A 22,954-nucleotide genomic window follows, 5' to 3' on the forward strand; every position below is an offset into this window, starting at 1 on the left:
GGCTGGTTCTAGGGTGAGGGCATGACCCTCGTCGAGAACGCCGCCGAACTCCGCCGCCTCCACACCGCCCCCGAGCTCCTCCAGGTCGTCAACGTGTGGGACGTCGTGAGCGCCCGCGCCGTCTCCGCGCTGCCCCAGACCCGCGCCCTCGCCACGGCCGGCCACTCGATCGCCGCCTCGTTCGGCTACGCCGACGGCGAGATCCCGGTCGACCTCATGCTCGACATGGCCGGCCGCATCGCGCGTGCGGTCGACGTGCCCGTGAGCGCCGACCTCGACGACGGCTACGGCGACGCCGGCGAGACCGTGCGTCGTGCGATCGGCGAGGGCATCGTCGGGGCGAACATCGAAGACCGGCTGAAGCCGCTCGCCGAGTCGGTCGCGGTCGTCGAGGCGGCCGTCGCAGCCGCCTCCGCCGAGGGCGTGCCGTTCGCCCTCAACGCCCGCACCGATGCGTGGCTGCGCGGCCACGACCGCCCCCGCGAGGTGTGGATCGCCGACGTGATCGAGCGCGGCCGCGCGTTCCTCGACGCCGGTGCGACGAGCGTGTTCGTGCCGGGCGTGTTCGGCGAGGCCGAGGTCGAAGAGCTCGTCGCCGGCATCGGCGAGCAGAAGCTCGCGCTCATCGGGCTGCCAGGCATTCCCGCGCCCGGCCGGCTCGAGGCGCTCGGCGTCGCGCGCCTCTCGTACGGCCCGACGACCCAGCGCGTCGCGCTCGGCGCCCTGCAGGACCTCGCAGCCGACCTCTACGCGGGCGGCGTGCTGCCCGCCGACATCCGCCCGCTGAACTGACCGGCCGCGGATTCCCCGCGCTGATCTGCGAATCCCCCACGAGACGGATGCCCCGCGCACCCCGTTCTCGCTAGGGTGAGCATGTTCGCGGCCTCGGTCGCGGACACGGGTCGTGCGGGGGCGCGGCCCACCTGCGGCTCACGACGGCCCCCGACGTGAGGAGCGCGCATGGCCGACGGCATCCCCATCGAGATCACGGGGCTCAGCAAGCACTTCGGCGCGGTCACCGCCGTCGACGACCTCAGCTTCACGGTCGAACCGGGGAGGGTCACCGGTTTCCTCGGGCCGAACGGCGCCGGCAAGACGACGACGCTGCGAGTGCTGCTCGGACTCGTCCGCGCGTCGAGCGGCACGGCGACGTTCGGCGGTACGCCGTATCACGCGCTGGCGCGCCCGCTCGAGACGGTCGGCGCGGCCCTCGACGCCAACTTCCACCCGGGCCGCACCGCGCGCAACCACCTGAGGGTGTACGCCACCGCGGCCGGCCTCTCCTCGGCACGGGTGCCGGTCGTGCTCGAGCAGGTCGGCCTCGCCGAGTTCGCCGACCGCCGGGTCGGCGGGTACTCGCTCGGCATGCGCCAGCGCCTCGCCCTCGCGTACACGCTGATCGGCGACCCGGGCGTCTTCGTGCTCGACGAGCCGATCAATGGCCTCGACCCCGAGGGCATCAGGTGGATCCGCGTGTTCCTCCAGACGCTCGCCCGCGAGGGGCGGACGGTGCTGGTCTCCTCGCATCTGCTCAGCGAGGTGCAGCAGTCGGTCGACGAGGTCGTCATCATCTCGCGCGGGCGCCTCGTGAAGCGCGGCACGCTCGCGAGCCTCGAGCTCGACGCGGCCCCGCGCACGATCGTCGACTCGCCCGACCGGGCGGCGCTCGCCAGCGCCCTCGACTCGGCCGGTCTCGAGTACGACGCCGGCCGCAGCGGCTTCATCGTCGACGAGCCCGACCCCGGGCGGGTCGGACACGCGGCGTTCGTCGGCGGCGTCGAGCTCAGCGCACTGCACCGGCTGAAGTCGGGGCTCGAGGACTCGTTCCTCTCGCTCGTCGGCGAGGCGCCGGACGAGGCGCCCGAGGTCGACGCACCGCACGCCGACGCACCACCCGCCCCGCCCGTCGATGCCCCACCTGCCGACAGGCCGCCCGTCGACGACGCCCCGGCCGACGACGCCCCGGCCGGCGAGGAGGGTGCACGATGAGCTTCTTCCGCGCACTCGGCGCCGAGTTCCAGAAACTCCTCACCACCCGCATGTGGTGGCTGCTCGCGATCCTGCTGGCCGCCTACGTCGCGTTCATGGCAGGCGGACTCGGCGCCCTGTTCAGCTGGCTCGGCGCGAACCCCGAAGCCGCGGCGCAGTCGGGCGGCGCACCACTGCCGGCCGACGTCGAGCTCGCACCGCTGCTCTACAGCTTCGCCTCGAGCATCGGCTACGTGTTCCCGCTGCTCCTCGGCGCGCTCGCGGTGACGAGCGAGTTCCGGCACAAGACCCTCACGCCGACGTTCCTCGCCGAACCGCACCGCACCGTGGTGCTGTCGGCGAAGCTCGTCTCGCAGTTCGTCGCGGGCGCCGTGCTCGGCGCGATCGGCTACGCCGTGTCGGTCGGATCGGCCGCGGCCGCCCTCTCGGGCTTCGGCCTCGACACCGGCCTCGACTCGAGCGACACCTGGGCGCTCATCGGCCGGGGCATCCTCGCGATGGCGCTCTGGGGCGGCATCGGCGTCGGGCTCGGCGTGCTCGTGACGAACCAGGTCGCCGCGGTCGTGATCGTCATCGCGTTCACCCAGTTCCTCGAGCCGATCCTGCGGTTCGCGGCGTCGCTCAACGACGTCACGGCGACGGTGGGCCGGTACCTGCCGGGTGCGGCGAGCGACGCACTCGTCGGTGCCTCGTTCTACACGGTCGCCGCGTTCGGCGCCGCCGAGACCCTCGACTGGTGGCAGGGCGGACTCGTGCTGCTCGGGATCGCCCTCGTGACGACCGCGATCGGCGGGGCGACCACCTGGCGGAGGGACGTGTCGTAGGTGGACGCCGCCGAACTGCGGTCGCGTCGGCTGTTCGCGCAGGGCCTGCGCGGCGCGCTTCAGGGCGGCACGGATGCCACGGGGCCGACGCCGCCCGCGACGCCCGACGAGGTCGTGGCCCGGGCCCTCGCGGTGCAGGCGCAGGAGTACCTGCCCGCCCAGTGGGGCCTCGCGCAGCGCCTGCCCGCGCCGACGCGCCCCGTCGCGCCCGCCGTCGCCGCCGGCATCGACGACGGGACGATCCTCCGCACCCACGTGCTGCGACCCACCTGGCACTTCGTGGTGCCCGCCGACGCGCGGTGGCTGCTCGAGCTCTCGGCGCCGCGGGTGCGGCAGCAGATGGCGGGGACGATCCGCAAGGCCGGGTGGGACGGCGAGCCGGGCCGCCGGGCCGTCGACGTCGTCGCGCGCGAGCTCGCGGAGGGTCACCGGACCCGCGACGAGCTCGGTGCGGCGCTCGTCGGCGCCGGTCTCCCGAGGGAGGGGCTGATGTTCGTGCTCCTCGTCGCCGAGCTCGAGCTCATCGCGATCTCGGGTGCGAGCGTCGGGAAGCAGCGCAGCTACGCGGCCTTCGACGAACGCGTGCCCTCAGCCCCGCCGCGGCCGAGGGAGGAGGCGCTCGCCGAACTCGTGGAACGCGCGCTGCTCACGCGGGGGCCGGCGACGACCCGCGATCTCGCGACCTGGTCGGGATTCACGTTGCGCGACGTCCGAGCGGCGCTCGTCGAGGCATCCGACCGCACCGAGGGGCGCATCGTGCAGCTGGACGACGACGAACCCGAGCTCTGGCACGACGCGGCCGTCGCCGCCGCCTGGTCGGCGCGCGACCCGGAACGCGCGGCCGCCGACGACGACCTCGCGCGCGTGGACCTGCTGCAGGGCTACGACGAGTACGTGATGGGCTACGCGATGCCCCGCGCCTACCTGCAGCCGCCCGGCATCGCCACGCCGATCATCCCCGAGTTCCCGTTGCACGCGATGCTCATCGGCGGCACCATGGTCGGCCGGTGGGCCCCCGTCGTGCAGGGCGCGCGCGCCACGATCAGGGTCGTGCCGTGGCGGGAGTTCTCCTCCGCGGAACGCCGCTCGCTCGACCAACGGCTCGTCGAGGTCGCCGAGTTCCTCGACCTCCCATCGGAGGTCGTCGTCGAGCCGGTCGCCCCGGTCTGAGGCGGGTCAGCCGAACAGCTCGCCGAGCACCGTCACGGCCAGTGCCACGAGCCCGCCGACGCTGAGGACGCACGCCCCGGCGAACACGGCGATCGAGGTGATCGCCGTGCGGCGCGAGCGACGCGCGACCGAGGGCAGCACCGTCGTCGTATCGCGGGTCGCCGGCGGCCCCGCGGCGAATCGAGGGGGGCGCGGCAGCGGGGATGCCTCGGGCGCACGCGCCGGGTAGCGGTCGATCACTCCCGGCCCGGCGCCGGGCTCCGCGGTGCGCAGCACCTCCTCGGAGACGGGTGCGGGCGCCGGCCGGCGCCGGTCGCGACGCCGCGGCGGGTTCATGACGGGCGCACCCTGGTGCGTGAGCCTCGTCTCCGCCGAGTCGCCCCGATCGACCACGACCGTGGCCTCGTCGGATGCGGCGGTGCGGGGCACGACCACGGTCGCATCGGCTTCGGCAGCGTCGGCGGTATCGCGCACGACCGTGCGGTCGACGACCACCGTCTCCTCGTCGAGCCGGGAGACGACCACGGTGGCGTCGTCGTGGAGGTCGGCGAACTCGAGGTCGTCGAGCATCGAGCCGCCCCGGTCCTCGTTCACTCTCGCCTCCGCACGGGGATCGTCGTCTCGTCGTCGACCTCGGGCGGTCCGGCCCCGTCGGGCGTCCTGCGGGGAACGCCGGTCGTGGCATCCGCGTGCTCGTCGAGACCGCCGGAGAGGACGTCGACGACCACGACCGTGATGTTGTCGCGACCGCCCGCCTGGCGCGCGCGCTGCACGAGCGCCGCGGCCGCCGACTCGGGGCGGCCGCTCATCGTCAGGGTCGCCCGGATGCCCTCGTCGCTCACCTCGGAGGTGAGGCCGTCGCTGCAGATGAGCAGCCGCTCGCCGTTCACCACGGGCAGCAGCCAGCTGTCGGCGGTGCTGTCGGGCGCGCCGATCGCCCGCGTGATGACGTTGCGGCGCTCGAAGGTCGCGAGATCCTCGGGGCGCATCGCGCCGCCGTCGACGAGCTCCTGGCCGAGCGAGTGGTCGACGGTGAGCTGCTCGAGCTCGGTGCCGTGGTGCCGGTAGACGCGCGAGTCGCCGACGTTGAAGACGAGCCAGGCGGGCTCGCCCTCGTCGTCGACGAGCGCGACCCCGGCGACCGTGCTGCCCGCGCCCCGATCGGTCTCGGCGGCGACCGCGGCGACCCGGGCACTCGCCCCGGCGAGCGACTCGCGCACGCCGACGACCGTCGCGACGGGCGCGCCGACGACGTGCTCGCGGAACGCCTCGACGACCGCCGCGCTGGCCCGGTCGCCCGCCTCGTAGCCGCCCATGCCGTCGGCGACGAGGTACACCGGCCACTCGGCGAGGGCGGCGTCCTCGTTCGTACGACGGACGAGCCCGACGTCGCTTGCGGCGGCGGCGGCGAGCTTCACGCGGTGTTCCGGCATCAGCGAGGCGCCTCCTGCTGCCCGTCTCGTTGGAGTGCGACGGCGAGCGTGCCGAGCACGAGTCGGCCGGCGACCGGCGTGGGCACGCCCGGATCGATCAGCCGGTCGACGCCGCCGGCGTCGGGAACCATGACGCCGTTCGTCGAGTCGAGGTCGGTGACGTTCCACTGCTCGCCGTCGAGGCGCAGCACCGCGTGCGTCTTCGAGAGCGTGCGGCTGACGTCGGGGACGACGAGCCGCTGCTCGCCGGTGAGCGCGGCGCGCGGGTTGCGGCCGAGCACGACGACCGGCGCGTCGAGCTCGAGCACGCTCCCGTCTTCGAGGGCGAGCCGCCAGCGCACGAGCGGACGGCGCTGCACGACGACGGTGCGGTCGAACGGGTCGTCGTCGCCCTCGCCGGTGACGATGGTCGGGGCGTCGGCCGGTTCGAACGGGTCGAACGCATCGACGGGGCGGGGGGCGGCGGGCGGGGCCGGCGTCGCGGGCGCGGGAACCTCGAGCGGCGCGGCGAGGGCGGCGTACGCGGCGGCCGCGCCACCGGGCTGCGGCGGGGCCGCCTCGGCGGCGGGCTCGGGCGCCTGCGCGGGCGGAGGCACCGCGGCCGCGGGCGCCTGCGGGAGCGGCGGGAGCGGTTCGATCCGCCCGGGGATCCGCGGGGCCACGACCTCGTGGTCGACGACGGGCGCCACCGGGGGCTGCGAGCTCGGCGGGGCGAAGAGCGACGCGACGGAGTCCGCCGGCGCAGCGGCGGACGGCGCAGCGGGAGCGGGGGCCGGAACGGGAGCCGGCGCGCCGCCAGGGACGTCGTTCAGCGGAGACGCCCACGCCTGCGCCGCGGCCGACATGTGCGCGGGCGGGGCCGGGGCTGCGGCAACGGCAGCCGCGGGCGGCGTCACGACCGACGGTGCGACCGGTGCCGCGACCGGTGCCGCGGGCACGAACGGCGCGACGAGCGGCGCGGGCTGCAGCGGAGCCGCCTGCGGTGCCGCGGCCTGCGGAGCCGCGGCGAGCGGTCCGCCGGGAACCCCGGGCGCCACCGGCGGGATCTCGCCGGTGCCCGCCGCGCGCATCGGCATGCGGCCGAGCTCGGGGTCGGGCGAGGGGCCGGTCGCGAGCACGGTCGCCCAGACCGGCGGAAGCAGCACGCCGAGCACCGTGGTGCCGACGCCGCGCCAGCTCTGGGTGCTGATGCGGTGCAGTGCGAACACCTTGAACACGAGGCCGACGATCTGCACGACCGGCACGTACATCAGGAGGGCGAGCCACGGCTGCTGACGGCCGACCTTGAAGAGCTGCATCTCGTTGTACACCGGCACCCACGCCGACCACGCCGGCTGGCCGAAGCGCACGAACACCTTCGCGAGCATCGCCGCGTACCAGACGTACAGTCCGATGCCGATGAGGAGTGAGAATCCGACCGCCATGAACGTGGCGGCCACGAGCTGCTGTGCGTCGGCTGGGGTCATCGTGCGGGCTCCTCGAGTGATGCGCGAGCTGGGCGGAGGGGGCGGGTCAGGGAAGCGAACGAGAGTGCCGCCGCCAGTCGGCGACGGGCGCGGGCACGGGCACGCAGCTCGGCGCGCTCGGCGTCGACGATCGCCCACGCCGCTTCGGCGTCGGTGTCGCTCGGCGGGTCACCCGCGAACACCGCACGGTCGACCCTCGCAGCGAGTTCGACGGCGGCACGGCGGCCGGAGGCCCGTGCGGCGGCCGCGCGATCCGCGCCCACCGGCGCAGGCACCCCGTGATCGGCGTACAGGTCGACGAGTTCGTCCCATGCTCCGACGATACGCACTTCGGCCACCGGATCGTGCCGACGGCGGCGCGAGCGCGCACCCTTCGCCACGACGAGCACGAGGAACGGCAGGAGCACGAGCAGCAGGGCCGCGGCGCCGAGGCTGGTCCACTTGAGGATCGCGAGCAGCGAGGCGAGGCCGAGATCGACGTCCTCGGGCGACGTCGCCGACGTCTCGCTCGACTCGCTCCGCGCCGCGGGCGGGTCGACGGTCGCCGTGTCGGTTCGGTCGGGCGTCGTCGGGTGCTCGGGAAGCTGCTCGCCCTCCTTGATCAGGCTCGGGGCGACCTCGTGCTGGGGTGTCGCGTCGATCGGCGTCCACGCGCCGTGCTCGCCCGCGACCTCGGCCCACACCGCCAGCGCGCCGCCCGTGCAGACCTCCGTGCAGGCGGGAGTGCCCGGCACCTCCTCGGTTCCCGCGAGGCGGAACCCGAGCACGACGCGCGACTCGTAGCCGAGCGCGCGCGCCAGCAGCGCGACGGCGGTCGCGAACTGCTCGTCGTCGCCGACGGCGGCGACGAGGGCGGCGTCGGATGCCTCGGGCCCCGCGAGTCGCTGCTGGTCGACGAGCTGGGTGAAGAGCGCCTCGATGCGTGCCGCGGAGTGCCCCGAGTAGCTCGGCAGGAAGGTGTAGCCGGCGTCGAGCCGGGCGATCCACTCGGCGGCGTCGGGCCCGTCGACCGCCGCGTGGCTGAGGTAACCGCGGCCGCGCAGGCGGTCGACGAGCTCGGTCAAGCCGGCGGCGGTGCCCGGCTGCTCCTGCATCTCGATCCATTCGGCGAGCGCGGGGTACTCCTCGAGGTCGAGGCGGGGCGCCCCGCCAGGCTCGCCGAGCGGGGCGGGCGCGTCGGGCGCCGCGACGAGCGAGTAGGCGTCACCCGGCCGCAGGCCGCGCTCGACCGCCGAGGCCGACGCCGGGACATCCGGCACCGCCGCGATGTCGATGGAGGTGGCCCCGTCGTCGGCGCGGTGGAAGCCGTCGGCCAGTGCGGCCCGTCGCGGCCCGTCGAACTCGGGGGCCGCGCGGAGACCCTGCGGTGCGGGCACCCAGACGCCGGAGTACCCGTCGTCGACGGTGAGCCCGAAGACGACGTCGCCGGGCAGCTGCACGGCCGCGCGGGGAAGCCGACTGAAGCGTCCCTCCTCCGCGTCACCGCGCGAGGCCGCGACGTGGAAGGTCTCGCCGTCGTACGTGTCGAGGGTCGCGAGGCGGAGGCGCTCGATGCCGGCGGTGTCGCCCTCGATCGCCAGCCAGGGCTCGTCGATCCGGTCGGCACCGAACGCCGCACGGTAGCTCGCGAGGGGCGTCGCCGTCTGCCGGAGCACGACGGCGGGCTCGACCCGGTCGCGCAGCGCCGAGCGATCCGCGAGCTGGGCGGCGGCGGGGGTGACGACCGCGCCGACGACGAGTGCGATCGCGACGAGCACCGCGGCGAGCCCGCGGCGGCGCACTGCGGGCCAGCCCGACAGCCCGGCGCGCTGCACGGTGCCGGCGGTCGCCCGCCGCAGCGCGATCGCGCGGATGGACCGCGAACGCAGCAGCAGCCAGACGAGTGCGGCCGCGAGCCCGCCGACCGCGACCGCGAGCTCGCGCGGGGCCGGCACCACGACGGGGCCGACGACGAGCGACTCGCTCAGCGAGCTCGAGCCGAACGCGAGGCCGAAGCCCGACATCGCGAAGCCGACGACGACCGCGAACGGGGAACGGCGCCGGTCGGGCACCACGAGGAGCGCGGCGACGAGCGTGCCCACGAGCATCACGACGAAGAACGGCACGAGCACCGCCTGGTACTCCCCCAGCGGGAGGGAGAGCGTCAAGAGCTGCTTCCAGCCGACGATCACGCCGACGAAGCCGTCTCGGATGCCGCGCACCCACGTCGGCACGTCGCCGATCGCGCTCGGCACGGCGACGGGTACCACGAGCAATGCGTACACGACGGCGGTCGCCCCGACGACGAACAGCACCGCGAGCGTCCCGCGCAGTCGCAGCAGCCGGGTGGCGAGCGCGAGCCCGAGGCCGGCGAGGACGCCGACGGCGGCGACCAGGATCATGCGCGGGGCAGCGTGCACCGGCCAGGCCGCGACGGTCGCGAGCGCCGCGGCGACGACGACGTACCCGATGCCGAGCGCCGAGCGCAGCGGATCGAGCTCGGGCGCGGGCGCCTCGGCGCGGCCGCGGGCGGACGCCTTCATCGCAGCGCTCCTCTCGCGAGGAGCTGGCCGAGGTCGCCGAGCTCGCCGAGCGTGAGGACGGTGAGCTCCTTCGAGCGCCGGGCGCCGGGCTCGGCGCCCGGCTCGCACCGCACCGCGACGACCGCGATGCCGGGAGGCAGCGTCACGGCCGCGCGGCGGAGGCGCTGCAGCGGCACGAGCGAGCCGGTGACGAGGTAGGCGATCGAGAGGTCGCCGAACGAGCGCGCCACGAGCGCGGCGACCGACTCGAGTCGGATCACTCCGGCGCCCGCGCCGGTGGCGGACGCCCCCTCGAGGCCCGACATGCCGTCGAGGAGCACCCGGGAGGTCACGGTCGGCAGCGCCCGCATCGACTGCACCGCCCCGCGGTCGGCGGTGTCGAGCTCGGCGCTCACCCCGACGAGCACGTCGCGCCCCTCGCGCACGCCCTGCACACCGAGCGAGGCGGCGGCACTCACCGCCTGCTCGAACTCGTCGTCGCTCGAGTAGCCGTCGAGGTCGAGGTCGAGGAGCACGGCGATCCGCGCGTGGCGCGACTCCTCGTACTGGCGCACCATGAGGCGCCCGGTCCTTGCGGTCGACTTCCAGTGCACGTGCCGCTGCGAGTCGCCCACGACGTACTCGCGCACCGCGTGGAACGAGAGGTCGGCATCGACGAGCCGACTCGACGGCGCACCCTCGAGGTCGCGGATGAGCCCGGCGCTCGACGGCGGGAGCGCGACGGTGACGGGGTGCACGTGGACCCGCTGCACCTCGGGCCAGCTCATCTCGCGACGCAGGACCCGCAGGGGGTCGCCGCGGGAGATCGTCATCGGCCCGACGTCGATGATGCCGCGACGCTGCGCGGCGATGAGCAGCTCCTCGCGGTGGTGCGCGCCGGCACGGAGAAGCGGGACGTGGGCTTCGACGAGGCCGTGCCCCACGGGGATGTCGACGACGCCCGGCAGCGACGGCCGGGCGCCGTCGTTCACGAGGTCGAGCGTGCCGCGGATCTCGGACCCGGCGATCACGCGGTCGCGATCGAGCTCGAGCCGCACGCGGTAGTCGTGCGCCCCGAGGAGGAACGGCACGCACACGAGGAGGAGCGCGCCCGCCGTCGCGGCGACCACCCACCCCTCGAACCAGCCGAACGCCGCGCCGCCGGCGGCGCCGGCGACCACGAGGCCGACGAGGAGCATCCCCGCCGGCGAGACCGTCTCCCGCACCCACGCGACCGCGCGCGCGAACCCGCCGCCCAGCGCCCGCGCGCGGCGGTGCAGCCGGGCTGCGCCCTCGGCGACCGGGCCGCGGCGCGTGCGAGCGAGCCGCGTGACCGTGGCGCCACGGGTCGAGGTGACCGTGTCGGTGGTCGCGGGCTTGCGGAGGAGGTCGGTCGGTCCGGTCACGCCACCCCGTTCTCCCGGGGCGCGGGCACGTCGAGGAGGATCTGGTTGACGATCGCGACGGCCGTGACCCCGTCGAACTCGGCCTCGGGCTCGAGCACGAGCCGGTGGGCGAGCGCCGCGACGGCGAGCTCTCGCACGTCGTCGGGCGTCGCGTAGGTACGGCCCGCGGCCGCCGCCCAGGTCATCGCGAGGCGGGAGAGCGCGATCGCCCCGCGCACGCTCACGCCGAGCCGCACCTCGGTGGCGCGGCGGGTCGCGTCGACGAGGCGCATGACGTAGTCGGAGACGAGCGGGTTCACGTACACGCCGCGCGACAGCTCGGTCATCGCGACGATGGTGTCGGTGCCGACGATGCCCTCGAGCTTCGGCTTGGGAGCGCCGACGGCCTGCAGGATCCGCATGGTCGAGGCCTCGTCGGGGTAGCCGATCGAGGTCTTCACGGTGAAACGGTCGAGCTGCGCCTCGGGCAGACGATACGTGCCGCCCTGCTCGATGGGGTTCTGCGTCGCGATCACGAGGAAGGGGTTGCCGACGGGGCGGGTGACGCCGTCGGTCGTGACGTTGCCCTCCTCCATCACCTCGAGCAGCGCGGACTGGGTCTTCGGGCTGGCGCGGTTGATCTCGTCGGCGAGCACGATGTTCGCGAAGACCGGCCCCGCGTGGAACTCGAAGCGTCCGGCCTTCTGGTCGAAGACCGTGATGCCGGTGACGTCGCCGGGCAGCAGGTCGGGGGTGAACTGGATGCGCGAGCTCGTGCCGTGGATCGTCTGCGCGATGGCGCGCGCGAGCGCGGTCTTGCCCGTGCCCGGGGCGTCCTCGAGCAGCACGTGGCCGCCGCTGATCGCGGTCGCCAGCACGAGCTCGACGACGTGCCGCTTGCCGAGCACGGCCTGCTCGACGTTGTCGGCGATGAGCGAGAACGTCTCGGCGAACCAGGCGGATTGCTCAGGGGCGATCGTCACGGGGCGGTTCCTCTCTAATGGGGCTGGATGTCACGGGCTGGATGTCTCGGGCGGGGTCACGGCGCGGGGCTCATGGCGCCGGCGGCTCGCCGGCAGCGGGCGAGCACGGCACCCCGGTGCGGGTGATCGGCTTCAACGCCGCGAACGCGTCGACGAAGGACACGGTGAACGAGACGTTCCCCGCGGTGTCGGGTGCGGACACCGCCGAGAGCCGCATCGACCCGGCGGCGGCCGGCGAGACGGTGACGCCGCGATCGTCGTCGGGCTTCTTCGGCACGACGACGCAGCTGTCGGCGAAGTCGACCGCGACCGTCGTCGGCGCGGCCGTCGGGGTGACCGGGATCTCGTTCGAGCAGTAGGAGCGACCCCAGAAGTCGTGGCACTGGCGAGCGGTGACTCCCGACGGCGCGGCATCCGATGAGAGCGCGAAGTCCTGCCGCCACTCGCCGTACAGCCAGTACTCGACGTGGAAGTCCTCGGCGGCCTGCAGCGTCGGGCCCTGCACGAGGTCGTAGCGGAAGGAGTTGCCGCCGCCCGCCGCATCGACGGCGACCGTGTAGGCGGCGCTGCCGGTCGGTGCGTCGACGTCGGTGTACACGCGCACCTCGGCGACGCCCGAGCTCGTCGCGCCGTAGCCGTTCGACCCGCACGCCTTGACGAGGTAGCGCTTGTGCTCGTCGAGCCCCGAGATCGTCGACGAGGTGCTCACGGTCGCCCCGCGCGCGTCGTAGGCGAGCGCGCCCGACGAGTCGGCCCAGCACTGGGGCTCGCCGCCGTCGCGCCAGGCGAAGTACACGAACTCGGTGTCGCGAGCACTGTGGTTGCCGGCGAGCGAGACCCCGCTGATGAGGATCGACGAGTTCGTCAGCGCCGTCGCGGAGATGCCGTTCGGGCTGAGGAACGGCGCTCCCGCGGCGGTCACCGACTTCGACTGCGCCCCGCCCTCGTTGCCGCCGCGACCCGTGGGCGGTTCGAAGACGCTGATCGGCACCACGGTGAGCAGCTGCGGTCCGGGCGCGAGCGCGAGGTCGACCGTGGTGGTCGCACCCCGGCGGTCGATGACCTGCCCGGTCTCCTCGACGCGGAAGGCCCGTGCGTCGGGCGGGGCGGTGATGCCGAGCTCGACGACCCCGACGCCCGAACTCGTCGTGCCCTCTCGGTACACCGGCGTCGCGGTGACCTCGGTGACCCTCGGTGCCTCGTACGACCAGGTCGTCACGGCGTTCGTCGGCGAGGAGGTGCCGACGCTGTTGACCGCACGTGCGGCGTAGTCGTGCCGTTCGCCCGGCGTGAGCCCGACGACGGTGCACCACCAGACGCCGGGTGCGCCCGGGGCGCAGTCGGCCGGCACGACGCGACCGCCCTCGAGGATCTCGAGTCCGGTGACCGCCGGGTGGGCGCGCAGCGCCTCGCCGAGCGAGACCTCGAGGGTCACGCTCGTCGCGGTGAAGTCGGCGGTCGAGATCGAGGCGGGTGGCTGCGGGAGCCCGAGGAGGTCGACCGTCAGGCGTCCCTCACCGGGGCGGCCCTGGGCGTCGGCGACGACGTACGGCACGACGCATTCGCCGCCGAAGGCGTTCTGGCCGGCCGGCCAGGTGACGACGACCGAGCGGTCGTCGACCGCGCGCACGGTGGCGACCTGGCAGCTGTTCGCGCCGGCACCGAGGCCCTCGAGCTTCAGCCCGGCGCCGGTCTTGCCCGCGAACGGGTCGTACTCGCCCGCCACGCCGATCACGGTGATCGTGCAGGAGGCGCCGTCGCCGACCGAGCACTGCTTCGTGAACACGGCGCCGCGCGGCGCGTCGGCCGGGGCCTGACCGACCACGAGCGTGATGGCCGACGAGACCCCGCCGAACGCACTGATCCCGACGGTTGCGGTCTCGCGGGTGCCGGGGCGGGCGTCGGCGCGCGCCTCGAAGCTGACGCGGTCGCCCGAGCGCACGACGGTGAACGCGCTGCCCGAGTAGTCGACCGTGTAGTCGAGCTTCGACCGGTCGCCCTCGCGTCCGCCCTCCCAGGTCGTCATCTCGTCGTAGAGCTGCACGGACTCGGTCGCGCCGGGCGCCACCGTCCGGCTCACCGCGGAGAGGATCGCCTGCGGGTCCTTCGGCACGATCGCGATCGGGACCCCGACCCACGACCAGGTCTTCTGCCCGTCCAGGCGCACGGGGATGAGGCAGCGGTCGCTCCACGGGGCATCCGCGCCGGCCGAGTACGTCGCACGACCGCCCGAGGCGGGCGTGCAGCTCGCCGCCGCGCGCTGCACCGTGTAGGCGCCGTCGGCGCCGACCTCGACGCGCTCGCCCTTCGGCAGGTCGAGGAGCTCGCGCACCTCGAACTCGAGCTGCGCCTCCTCCTTGACCTCGAGCTGGTCGACGTCGGTGCGCAGCTGCACGCGGAGGTCGTCGGACGCCGGGATGACGAGGAACCCGAACGCCTCGGTCTCGCGTCCCGAGCGGTCCTCGCCGTGCAGGCGGAACGGCACGAGCGCGCCGCCGTCGGGAAGGGGGCCGCTGATGCGGTGCCCGTCGACCCGGTAGTCGCCCGGCTCGTCGCCCCAGAGTTCGAGCTCGAGCCCGCCGAGTTCGCCCGAGGCCCACACGACGTGGCCGGCGACGACGTCGAGCCCCCCGTCCGAGAGCTCGGCCCGCGAGCTCGCGGTGACGACGGTGTCGGTCACGATCGGCGCATCGGGCGATTCGCCCTCGATCACGTTCACGACGACGAGACCCTCGGCCGTGCTCGAGCTGCGCTGCGACTTCACCGTGTAGCGATACGAGTTGGCCCCCACCACGTCACCCGGGTGCAGCACGATCCGGCCGTCGTCGAGCGAGGTCGCGTCGTCGACGAGCGCGGCGAGCCGCCGGTGCTCGGCGCTGCCCTCTGGCGCGTTCGGCACGAGCTTCACGAGTTCGAGCCGGCCCTGCGCCGGGTCGAGGTCGTTGCCGGCCGGTTCGACCGTCACGGGGGCGTCGGCCGACTGCTGCACGCGCACGTAGTCGCTGAAGGTGACCGGCGCGGCGTCGGTGACGGCGGCCGCGAGCACGCCGACGCGCACCCGCGCGGTGCCCTCGGCGCCCGAGGCGTCGCGCACGGTGTACTCGAACGCGGGCTGGACGTCGCCCGTCGCGTTCTCGGGCGCGGTGTAGACGATCGCATCGCCCTCCGCCGAGATCGTCGCGATACCGAGTCCGGCCTTCGGCTGCGTGACCGACGCGAGCACGGTGCGGTCGCCGTCGGGATCCATGCCGGTCGCGGCGACGGGGATGCGCACGCTCTGGCCGCTGAGCACCCGCGCGACCAGCGGGTGCGGCTCGGGCGCGCGGTTCGCGCCCTCGGGCAGCACCGTCACCGTGACGGTCGAGTGGTCGAGTCGCTCGGGGGCCTGCTCGAGCCCCACGGCGTAGCCGAGCTCGTAGGTGCCGGGCACGGTCGGCGCGAGGTAGCGCACCTCGTCGCCCGACGCGAAGGCGAGCTCGCCCTCGGCACCCGACGAGGTCACCTCGGGGTGCACGACGAGGCGCTCGGCCCGGGGGCTCACGTCGTTGGCCGTCACCGGGATGGAACTGAGCTCGCCGGCGCGCATGGTGACGGTGTCGGGCATCGCGATGGGGCTGAGCCCGGCCGAGGGGGCGACGAGGAAGACGTTGAGGTCGCCCACCGCGGTCGCACCGGCGCCGTCGGCGATGCTCACCTTCGCGCGGCCGACGAGGCCGGGTCGGCCGTCGCGCGTCACGCCCGTCGCACGCACCTGCGACTGCGCGACCACGCCGACGCCGAGCTCGGGCGTCATCGCGACCGCATCGGTGACCACGAGCACGCGCCCGCTCGTGTTCTGCGCCGCGCCGAGCACGTCGACCATGGCGTCCTCGCCGACGCGCACGAACGCCGTCATCGGGGCGAGGGCGAGCGGCGCACCCGGCGCCGCCACCGTCACCCGGATCGTCGCCGTCTGCTCGGCGCGCGTCACCACGTCCTGCACGGTGAAGGTCGCGAGGTAGGCGCCGGGCTCGGCGGCCGAGAGCTCGACCTCGCCCGCCGCCGCGTTCGGCACGACCGCGAGCCCGCCGCTCGCCGCGGCCGCCGTCGGCACGGCGTCGAGCAGGCGGACCGAACCGGACCCGCCGCTGACGTGCTCGACGATCTCGACGATCGCCGTCTCCCCGGCGCCCGCGGTGACGGCGACCGGGGTGACGGCGAGCGAGGCGCTCGAGGTCACCCTGAGGTCGAGCGTCGCCTCGGCCTCGGCGCCGTGCACGTCGGCGACCGTCACGCGCACCTGCACCTTCTCGGCGGCGGCGTTCGGGTCGGTGTGCCTGACCGCGACGCGGCCGTCGGACATCGGTACGACCGAGACCGGAGCGCTCGGGTCGACCGGCTGCGCGTCGGCGAGCACGAAGGCGTCGCCGTCGGGGTCGACCCATCCGGGCAGCACGGGCACGAGCGCCGTGCCGCCGGGCATGAGCTGCGGCTCGGGCCAGCGCTGCGCGCAGTCGGCGACGCCGCACCAGACCGGCGGGCCGTTGACGTCGTCGGGCACGACGGTGAGCGTGACCGTGACCGGCGCCGAGGTCGCCTGCCCGTCGGTCACGGCATAGCTGAACGTCGTCGATCCCGAGCTCGCCCGCACGCGGACCGCCGGCGTCTGGTCGTTCGAGGTCAGCGCGAGCTCGCCGAAGCCGGCGTCGGCGAGGCCGCCCGAGATCGACGCCGGGTCGACGGTGAGCACGTCCTTCGCGTTCGGGTCGTGGTCGTTCAGCAGCACGGGGAGTTCGACCTGCTGCCCGGCCCGCACGCCGAAGCTGTCGGCGACCGCCACGGGCGGCTCCTGCCGGGCCAGGTCCTCGACCTCGCGCGTGCCGACGCGGTCCTCGACCTCGTCGTCGAGTTCCCACTGCTCGATCGGCACCATGCGCCCGTCTGGCACCGTCCAGACGAGCCCCGAGGTGGTCTCGTTGAGCACCGCCCGGTCGCCGTTGCCCCGCAGCACGGGCGTGATCGCCTGCGGCCCCTCGGCGTCGCGTTCCCCGTCGGGCGTCTCGAGCGGCACCGCCTCGCCCGCCGCGCTCGTCCAGATCGTGCCGCCGTCGACGCCGAGCCAGGCGGCCGCGAGTTCTCCGCCCACGACGATCGGCGCGGCGGGGGTGCCGCTCTCGTCGACGACGCGCTCGGCGTCGCCGCCGTCGAACGGCAGTTCGACGAGTCCGGCCGAGTCGGCGATGCGCACGGATGCCCCGGAGGACGAGCCCTGCTGCAGGCGCGCGTCGGCCGCCACGTCGACCGGCACGGCTTCGTCACGACCCGGCACCCACGCGCGCGACTCGGCCGCGTCGAGCATGACCCAGCGTTCGCCGATCACGGTGAGCTCGAGGCGCGCGTCCGCGGCGGGCGGGTCGGCGATCGCGGCGGCGCGGCCGACGAACTCGCCGGTGGCGACGTCGAACAGCCGCACCGCCTCCTCGCGCGCGGAGTACATGGCCAGCAGGCCGTCGGGCGAGATCCCGACGGCGGCGGCGGCGTAGGTCTTCTCCTCGTCGTCGTCCGCGCGCTCCTCGGCGTACGGGTCGACGGGGAACGCGTCGTCGCCGTCGACGCGCCCGGCGTGCACCGTGCCGGTGTCGGTGCGGTAGGCGATCCAGTCCCCGGCGCTCGCGACGTCGCGCGTGCCCACCGGCGTCGGCATCGACCCGCCGCCGTCCTCGGCGACGAGGTCGACCGGGTCGGCCGGGTCGATGCCCCACCGCTGGCGGAAGCCCTGGCTGTAGAGGGAGGTCGTCGAGCCCGACTGCACCACCCCGCTCGGGTCCTCGACGTCGCGCACGAGGTCGATCTCGGCGAGGTCGGTGTTGACCCGGGCGTACTGGCCGCTGTCGCGGGTCACCCACACCGAGGTCTCGAGCCGCGGCACCTCCTGCGCCTCGTAGCCGTTGGCCGTGACCGCGAGGGTGACGACCGTCGCGACGGCGGCGACGCCCGCGACCGAGGCGATGATCGCACCGCGGCGCCCCTTCGGGCGGCGACCCGGTGCGCGCTCCGCGCCCCGCGCCGCCATCAGATCACTCCCGCGACCGCGAGCCCGACGGCGGCGATCGCCAGCACCGCGACGGCGGCGCCCGCGCCGATCAGCACGGGCTTCAGCAGGCCGCCGCGCGCGCGGGCGGGCGCGAGCCCGCCGTCGTCGACCACGGGGCCGGCGGGCCTCGCCGCGGCGACCGCCGCCGCACGGCCCGCACGGCGCGAGTCGGCGTTCACGGTGGTCACGACCGGGCCCCGCGCCGTGGCATCCGCGAAGCCGAGCGGTGCTGCCGCCGCCCACTCGGGCGAGGCGACCTCGAGACCGGTCGGGGCGATGCCGAGCTCGTACTGCGCCCAGCGCAGCGCCTCGCCGAACTCGGCCATCGACGCGTAGCGGCGGGCGGGATCGCGTTGCATCGCCGTCGAGAGCACGGTGTCGATGCGCGCGGGAACGCCCCGCGGGGCGAGCGGGGTGTACTTCGCGCCGAGCACGCGACGCGAGAGCTGGTCGACGCTGTTGCGGCTGCGTTCGGCGAGCTCGAAGGGCGAGTGGCCGGCGAGCAACGTGTAGAGGGTCGCACCGAGGCCCCACACCTCGGTGGCGACGGTGCCGGTGGTGCGTTCGCCGAGCACCTCGGGCGCGCTCCACGGGATGGACATCGCGAAGGTGTCGCTCGTGTCGCCGTCGCCGATCGTGCCGGCGATGCCGAAGTCGGCGAGGACGGGTGCGCCGAGCGAGTTGACGAGCAGGTTGGAGGGCTTGATGTCGCGGTGCAGCAGGCCCGAGCGGTGCGCGGTCTCGAGGGCGCCGGCCATGCGCACCCCGATGTCGAGCACCTCGCCCACGGGCACCGGTCCGCGCTTCGCCCGGGCGCCGAGCGACTCGGGGCAGTACTCCATGACCAGGTAGGGCCGACCGTCCGCAGAGATCGACGCCTGGTGGATCGTCACGATCGACGGGTGCGCGCTGAGCCGCGCCATCGCGTCGGCCTCGGCCGTGAACGCCCGCCGCGCCTCGGCGTCGACCACGTCGACGAGCAGCACCTTCACCGCGGTGACGCGTCGCGGCAGGTCCTGTTCGTAGAGGAACACGTCGGCGAAGCCTCCGGTGCCGAGCGGGCGCACATAGCTGTAGCCGGAGAGCACGGGCGGTGGGGAGGGCAGACGCTTCGCCACGAGCGGGGGCCTCCTGCCGGCTTTCGGGTCACCGGCGCGCCGGGAGCTGTTCGGGTCGCGGATGCCTCACCGGCCCCCCGGCGGGGATCGCAGGGCCCCGGCGGCGGCGCGGCCGTGCCACGGCGTCCGGGGGACATCCTAAGCGAGGCGGATGTCGCCGCCGAATCGCCTGCGGAGCGATGCGCCGAGCGCTACTCGCCCGCGGCGTCGCCCGATTCGTCGAGGGGGGTCAGCCGCAGCCGGTCGATGAGCTCGGCGGCGTGGTTGGTGCTCAGGATGATGCGGGCGAACTCGCCGTCGGCGAGCTCGAGCACGACCGCCTGCCGCTTGCCCTTGACGATGACGAAGTCGCTGCCGCCGTGGTACTTCCAGACGCCGACGGCCACGACGAGCGGCACCTCGGTGCCGCGACGCCGGATGCCGCGGATCCAGATCCACGGGTCGTCGGTGATCGTCGCCGATCGGATGTCGTCGCGCCGAACCACGAGGTCGTCGGCGCGGAGCGCGAGCGACTTCTCGGCCGCGGTGAGGTGGACCTCGACCCGGTCGCTGTGCACTCGGAGCTTCGCCATGCTCCCATCCTGCCCCATCCGGCCGTCACCGACCGGGTCGTGCGGCTATCCGACGGGTGCGGTCGCCGCGGCGGCCGCCTTCGCAGCGGCCGGCAGCGCGTCGACGATGCGCCCGATCGCGGCGTCGTCGTGCGCGGCGGTGACGAACCAGGCCTCGAAGACCGACGGCGGCAGCGAGACGCCCTGGTCGAGCATCGAGTGGAAGAACGGGGCGTACCGCCACGACTCCTGCCGCAGCACGGTCGCGTAGTCGCGCACCTCGACGCCCGCGACGGCCTCGCCGAAGACGAAGCTGAAGAGGTTGCCGGCGCGCTGCACCCGGTGGGCGACGCCCTCCGCGGCGAGCGCGGCCGAGGTCGCCTCGCTGATCGTCGCGGCCGCGGCGTCGAGCTTCGCGTACACCTCGGCGTCGGCGGCCCGGAGGGTCGCGATGCCCGCGGCGACGGCGACCGGGTTCCCCGAGAGGGTGCCGGCCTGGTAGACGGGGCCGAGGGGCGCGAGCTGCTGCATGACCTCGGCGCGGCCGCCGAGGGCGGCGACGGGCATGCCGCCGCCGATGACCTTGCCGAAGGTCATCAGGTCGGGGGTGTACGCGGATGCCTCGTCGCGGGCCTCGATCCCCCACCAGCCCGCCTCGGAGACGCGGAACCCGGTGAGCACCTCGTCGCTGATGACGAGCGCGCCGTGCGCGTGGGCGAGCTCGACGAGCGCACGGTTGAACCCGAGCGCGGGCGGCACGACGCCCATGTTCGCGGCGGCCGCCTCGACGATGACGGCGGCGATGCGGTCGCCGTGCTCGGCGAACACCGCGGCGAGCGCGTCGAGGTCGTTGTAGGGCACGACGAGCGTGAGCGCGGCGATGTCGGCCGGCACGCCGGCGGAGCCCGGCAGGGCGAAGGTCGCGAGGCCGGAGCCGGCCTCGGCGAGCAGGCCGTCGGAGTGGCCGTGGTAATGGCCGGCGAACTTCACGAGCAGCTCGCGGCCGGTGAAGCCGCGGGCGAGGCGGATGGCGCTCATCGTCGCCTCGGTGCCGGTCGAGACGAGGCGGAGCTGCTCGACGGGCGCGACGCGCGCCTCGACGAGTTCGGCCAGCTCGGTCTCGGCGGGCGTCGACGAGCCGAACGAGAGGCCGCGGCTCGCGGCATCCTGCACCGCCGCGACGACGCGTGCGTCGGCGTGGCCGAGGATCGCGGGACCCCACCCGGCCACGAGGTCGACGTAGTCGCGGCCCTCGGCGTCGGTGACGTGCGCGCCCTTCGCGGAGACGAGGAAGCGGGGCGTGCCGCCGACCGAGCGGAACGCGCGCACCGGCGAGTTCACCCCGCCGGGGATCGCGGCCTGCGCGCGGGCGAAGAGTTCGGCGTTCGTGGCGTTCATGCGGTCTCTCCGTTGCGGATCCATTCGGCCAGTTCGACGGCCCAGTAGGTGAGCACGACGTCGGCACCGGCCCGCTTGATCGAGCGCACCGACTCGATGACGGCGCGCTTGCGGTCGATCCAGCCGTGCGCTGCGGCGGCCTCGATCATCGCGTACTCGCCCGAGACCTGGTACGCCCAGACCGGCACCTCGCTCGCGGCGGCGACGTCGGCGAGCACGTCGAGGTAGCTGCCCGCGGGCTTCACCATGACGACGTCGGCGCCCTCGTCGATGTCGATCATCGCCTCGCGGAGGCCCTCGCGGCGGTTGCCGGGGTCGAGCTGGTAGGTGCGGCGGTCACCCTCGAGCGTCGATTCGACGGCGTCGCGGAACGGCCCGTAGAACGCGCTCGCGTACTTGGCCGAATAGGCGAGGAGGGCGACGTCCTGGTGGCCGGCGTCGTCGAGCGCGTCGCGCACGGCGGCGACCTGGCCGTCCATCATGCCGCTGAGGCCGAGCAGCTCGGAGCCGGCGCGCGCCTGGGCGAGCGCCATCGCGGTGTACCGCTCGAGCGTGGCGTCGTTGTCGACGCGGCCGCGCTCGTCGAGCACGCCGCAGTGCCCGTGGTCGGTGAACTCGTCGAGGCAGAGGTCGGTCTGCACGACCAGGCGGCCCGCGGATGCCTCGGCCGCGACCCGGGTCGCGAGGTTGAGGATGCCGTCGGGGTCGGTCGCGCCCGAGCCCCGTGCATCGCGCACGGCGGGGACGCCGAAGAGCATCACGCCGCCGACGCCCACGGCCACGGCGTCCTCGATCGCCTGCGGCAGGCTCTCGAGCGAGTGCTGCACGACACCCGGCATCGAGGCGATCGGCAGGGGCGCCGCAGCCCCCTCGCGCACGAAGATCGGCAGCACGAGATCGGCGGGGTCGAGGCGGGTCTCGGAGACGAGGCGGCGCAGGGCCGGGGTCTCGCGAAGTCGGCGCGGGCGGACGCGGGGCGCAGGCGTGGAACTCACCGAACCAGCCTACGCGTGCCGGGCTGAACGGTCGCCGGACGGCGACGACGTCGCGCCCCAGCCGCACGGGGTCGATATGGTGTGCCGATGACCGACGCCCGCCCGCTCCTCACCCGTGTCGCCGAGCGCTGGGCCGCGGAGCGCGGTGCAACCGTGCGCCTCCTCGAACCCCTCTCGGGCGGGTTCGCGAACGCCGTCGCCCGGGTGACGCTCGACGACGGCCGCACCGCCGTCGTGAAGCTCGCTCCCCCGCCCGTCGCGGGCCTGACGCACGAGCGCGAGCTCCTGCGCACCGAGGCCTACGCGCTCACGGCGCTGGCCGGGGCCGACGCCCCGCAGCCCGAGCTGCTCGGCGAGGTCGAGCTCGAGGGCCGCGAGGCGATCGTGCTCTCCGAGCTGGACGGAGCACCCCCGAGCGACGGGATCGACCCGGCGGAGTTCGGCCGGCTGCTCGCGACGCTGCATCGCGCGGGTGCCGGCACCGGCGCCGACGGGGGCCCGCCCGTGTTCGGCTACCCCTTCCGCGCGGAGCTGCAGGCGCCGACCGCCCGCGCCGCCTACCTCGCGCAGCTCGACGCCGTGCTCGCCGACGGGCGCCGCTTCGGCGTCGGGCTGCCCGTCGACGCCGAGGTGCTGCGCGGGCGCCTGCACGAGGCATCCGACGCCTTCGACGAAGTGGTGACGCCGACGCTCGTGCACTTCGACCTGTGGGACGGCAACCTGCTCGCCCGCGACGGGCGGATCACCGGGGTCATCGACCACGAGCGCGCCATGTGGGCGGACCCGACCGCCGACCTGCCGTCGCGCTACCTCATGCGGGCGGTGCCGGCGGCGGTCGACGCCGACGAGGAATTCCGCACGGCGTACGCGGCCGCGAGCGGGAACGAGCCGATGCCCGGTACGGCAGCCAGGACGCGCACGCGGCTGTGGGCCGCCTACCTCGCGCTCGTCATGACGGTCGAGGCGGCGCCGAGGGCGTACTCGGGCGCCTGGTTCGACGAGCACGACCGGGCGGTGCGGCAATGGCTCGTCGAGACGGTCGACGAGCTCGGATGACCGGTGCGGCGC

General features: G+C 74.7%; 16 protein-coding genes. 5 read left to right on the forward strand and 11 right to left on the reverse strand.

The genetic code is table 11. From position 1 onward, the window contains the following. The first annotated feature begins 21 nt into the window (after positions 1–21). From ACFVTR_RS17630 to ACFVTR_RS17645, 4 genes are all read left to right on the forward strand, one after another. Positions 22–792 carry an isocitrate lyase/phosphoenolpyruvate mutase family protein gene (locus tag ACFVTR_RS17630; protein ID WP_387039426.1) on the forward strand — a complete coding sequence of 257 codons (771 nt, stop codon included), beginning with the start codon at positions 22–24 and terminating at the stop codon, positions 790–792. 168 nt (positions 793–960) lie between these two features. After that, the gene (locus ACFVTR_RS17635; protein WP_387039427.1) at positions 961–1,989 is read left to right on the forward strand and encodes an ABC transporter ATP-binding protein; all 1,029 of its coding nucleotides are present in this window, start codon (positions 961–963) and stop codon (positions 1,987–1,989) included. Beyond that, positions 1,986–2,813: an ABC transporter permease gene (locus ACFVTR_RS17640; RefSeq protein WP_387039429.1), complete on the forward strand. Its 828-nt coding sequence runs from the start codon at positions 1,986–1,988 to the stop codon at positions 2,811–2,813. The genes ACFVTR_RS17635 and ACFVTR_RS17640 overlap by 4 nt, the downstream gene beginning before the upstream one ends. After that, entirely contained in the window at positions 2,814–3,983 is a 1,170-nt protein-coding gene (locus ACFVTR_RS17645; protein ID WP_387039431.1) for a winged helix DNA-binding domain-containing protein, read from the forward strand. A gap of 6 nt (positions 3,984–3,989) precedes the next feature. Here the strand turns inward: ACFVTR_RS17645 and ACFVTR_RS17650 are convergent, their stop codons facing one another. The 11 genes from ACFVTR_RS17650 to hemB all read right to left on the reverse strand — a co-directional run bounded on the left by ACFVTR_RS17650 (position 3,990) and on the right by hemB (position 21,886). After that, positions 3,990–4,577 carry a hypothetical protein gene (locus tag ACFVTR_RS17650; protein ID WP_387039433.1) on the reverse strand — a complete coding sequence of 196 codons (588 nt, stop codon included), beginning with the start codon at positions 4,575–4,577 and terminating at the stop codon, positions 3,990–3,992. Further along, the gene (locus ACFVTR_RS17655) at positions 4,574–5,416 is read right to left on the reverse strand and encodes a PP2C family protein-serine/threonine phosphatase (protein ID WP_387039434.1); all 843 of its coding nucleotides are present in this window, start codon (positions 5,414–5,416) and stop codon (positions 4,574–4,576) included. Before ACFVTR_RS17655 ends, ACFVTR_RS17650 begins: the two co-directional genes overlap by 4 nt. Then, complete coding sequence (locus ACFVTR_RS17660; protein WP_387039436.1) at positions 5,416–6,882, reverse strand: DUF5684 domain-containing protein; 1,467 nt, start codon at positions 6,880–6,882, stop codon at positions 5,416–5,418. Before ACFVTR_RS17660 ends, ACFVTR_RS17655 begins: the two co-directional genes overlap by 1 nt. Further along, positions 6,879–9,404 carry a transglutaminase domain-containing protein gene (locus ACFVTR_RS17665; protein ID WP_387039438.1) on the reverse strand — a complete coding sequence of 842 codons (2,526 nt, stop codon included), beginning with the start codon at positions 9,402–9,404 and terminating at the stop codon, positions 6,879–6,881. The genes ACFVTR_RS17660 and ACFVTR_RS17665 overlap by 4 nt, the downstream gene beginning before the upstream one ends. Further along, on the reverse strand, positions 9,401–10,789 hold the full coding sequence (locus tag ACFVTR_RS17670; RefSeq protein WP_387039441.1) for a DUF58 domain-containing protein: 1,389 nt from the start codon (positions 10,787–10,789) through the stop codon (positions 9,401–9,403). Before ACFVTR_RS17670 ends, ACFVTR_RS17665 begins: the two co-directional genes overlap by 4 nt. Then, positions 10,786–11,751 (reverse strand): AAA family ATPase, encoded by a 966-nt coding sequence (locus ACFVTR_RS17675; protein ID WP_376942343.1) that lies wholly within the window; start codon positions 11,749–11,751, stop codon positions 10,786–10,788. Before ACFVTR_RS17675 ends, ACFVTR_RS17670 begins: the two co-directional genes overlap by 4 nt. 70 nt (positions 11,752–11,821) lie before the next feature. Then, entirely contained in the window at positions 11,822–17,803 is a 5,982-nt protein-coding gene (locus tag ACFVTR_RS17680; RefSeq protein WP_387039443.1) for an Ig-like domain-containing protein, read from the reverse strand. Beyond that, a complete protein-coding gene (locus tag ACFVTR_RS17685; RefSeq protein WP_387039445.1) occupies positions 17,803–18,942 on the reverse strand; it encodes a serine/threonine-protein kinase in 1,140 nt (379 codons plus the stop codon). The genes ACFVTR_RS17680 and ACFVTR_RS17685 overlap by 1 nt, the downstream gene beginning before the upstream one ends. A gap of 191 nt (positions 18,943–19,133) precedes the next feature. Beyond that, positions 19,134–19,514 (reverse strand): hypothetical protein, encoded by a 381-nt coding sequence (locus tag ACFVTR_RS17690; protein ID WP_387039447.1) that lies wholly within the window; start codon positions 19,512–19,514, stop codon positions 19,134–19,136. A 45-nt stretch (positions 19,515–19,559) separates the two neighbouring features. Then, positions 19,560–20,891, reverse strand: a complete 1,332-nt coding sequence (gene hemL, locus ACFVTR_RS17695) for a glutamate-1-semialdehyde 2,1-aminomutase (protein WP_387039449.1) — start codon at positions 20,889–20,891, stop codon at positions 19,560–19,562. Next, complete coding sequence (gene hemB, locus ACFVTR_RS17700; protein ID WP_387039451.1) at positions 20,888–21,886, reverse strand: porphobilinogen synthase; 999 nt, start codon at positions 21,884–21,886, stop codon at positions 20,888–20,890. Before hemB ends, hemL begins: the two co-directional genes overlap by 4 nt. A gap of 87 nt (positions 21,887–21,973) precedes the next feature. On the opposite strand from hemB, the gene ACFVTR_RS17705 reads away from it, so the two are divergent. Continuing rightward, positions 21,974–22,942 (forward strand): phosphotransferase family protein, encoded by a 969-nt coding sequence (locus ACFVTR_RS17705; protein ID WP_387039453.1) that lies wholly within the window; start codon positions 21,974–21,976, stop codon positions 22,940–22,942. Positions 22,943–22,954 lie beyond the last annotated feature (12 nt).

It is taken from the genome of Agromyces sp. NPDC058126, from assembly GCF_042884595.1.
Classification (GTDB): Bacteria; Actinomycetota; Actinomycetes; order Actinomycetales; family Microbacteriaceae; genus Agromyces.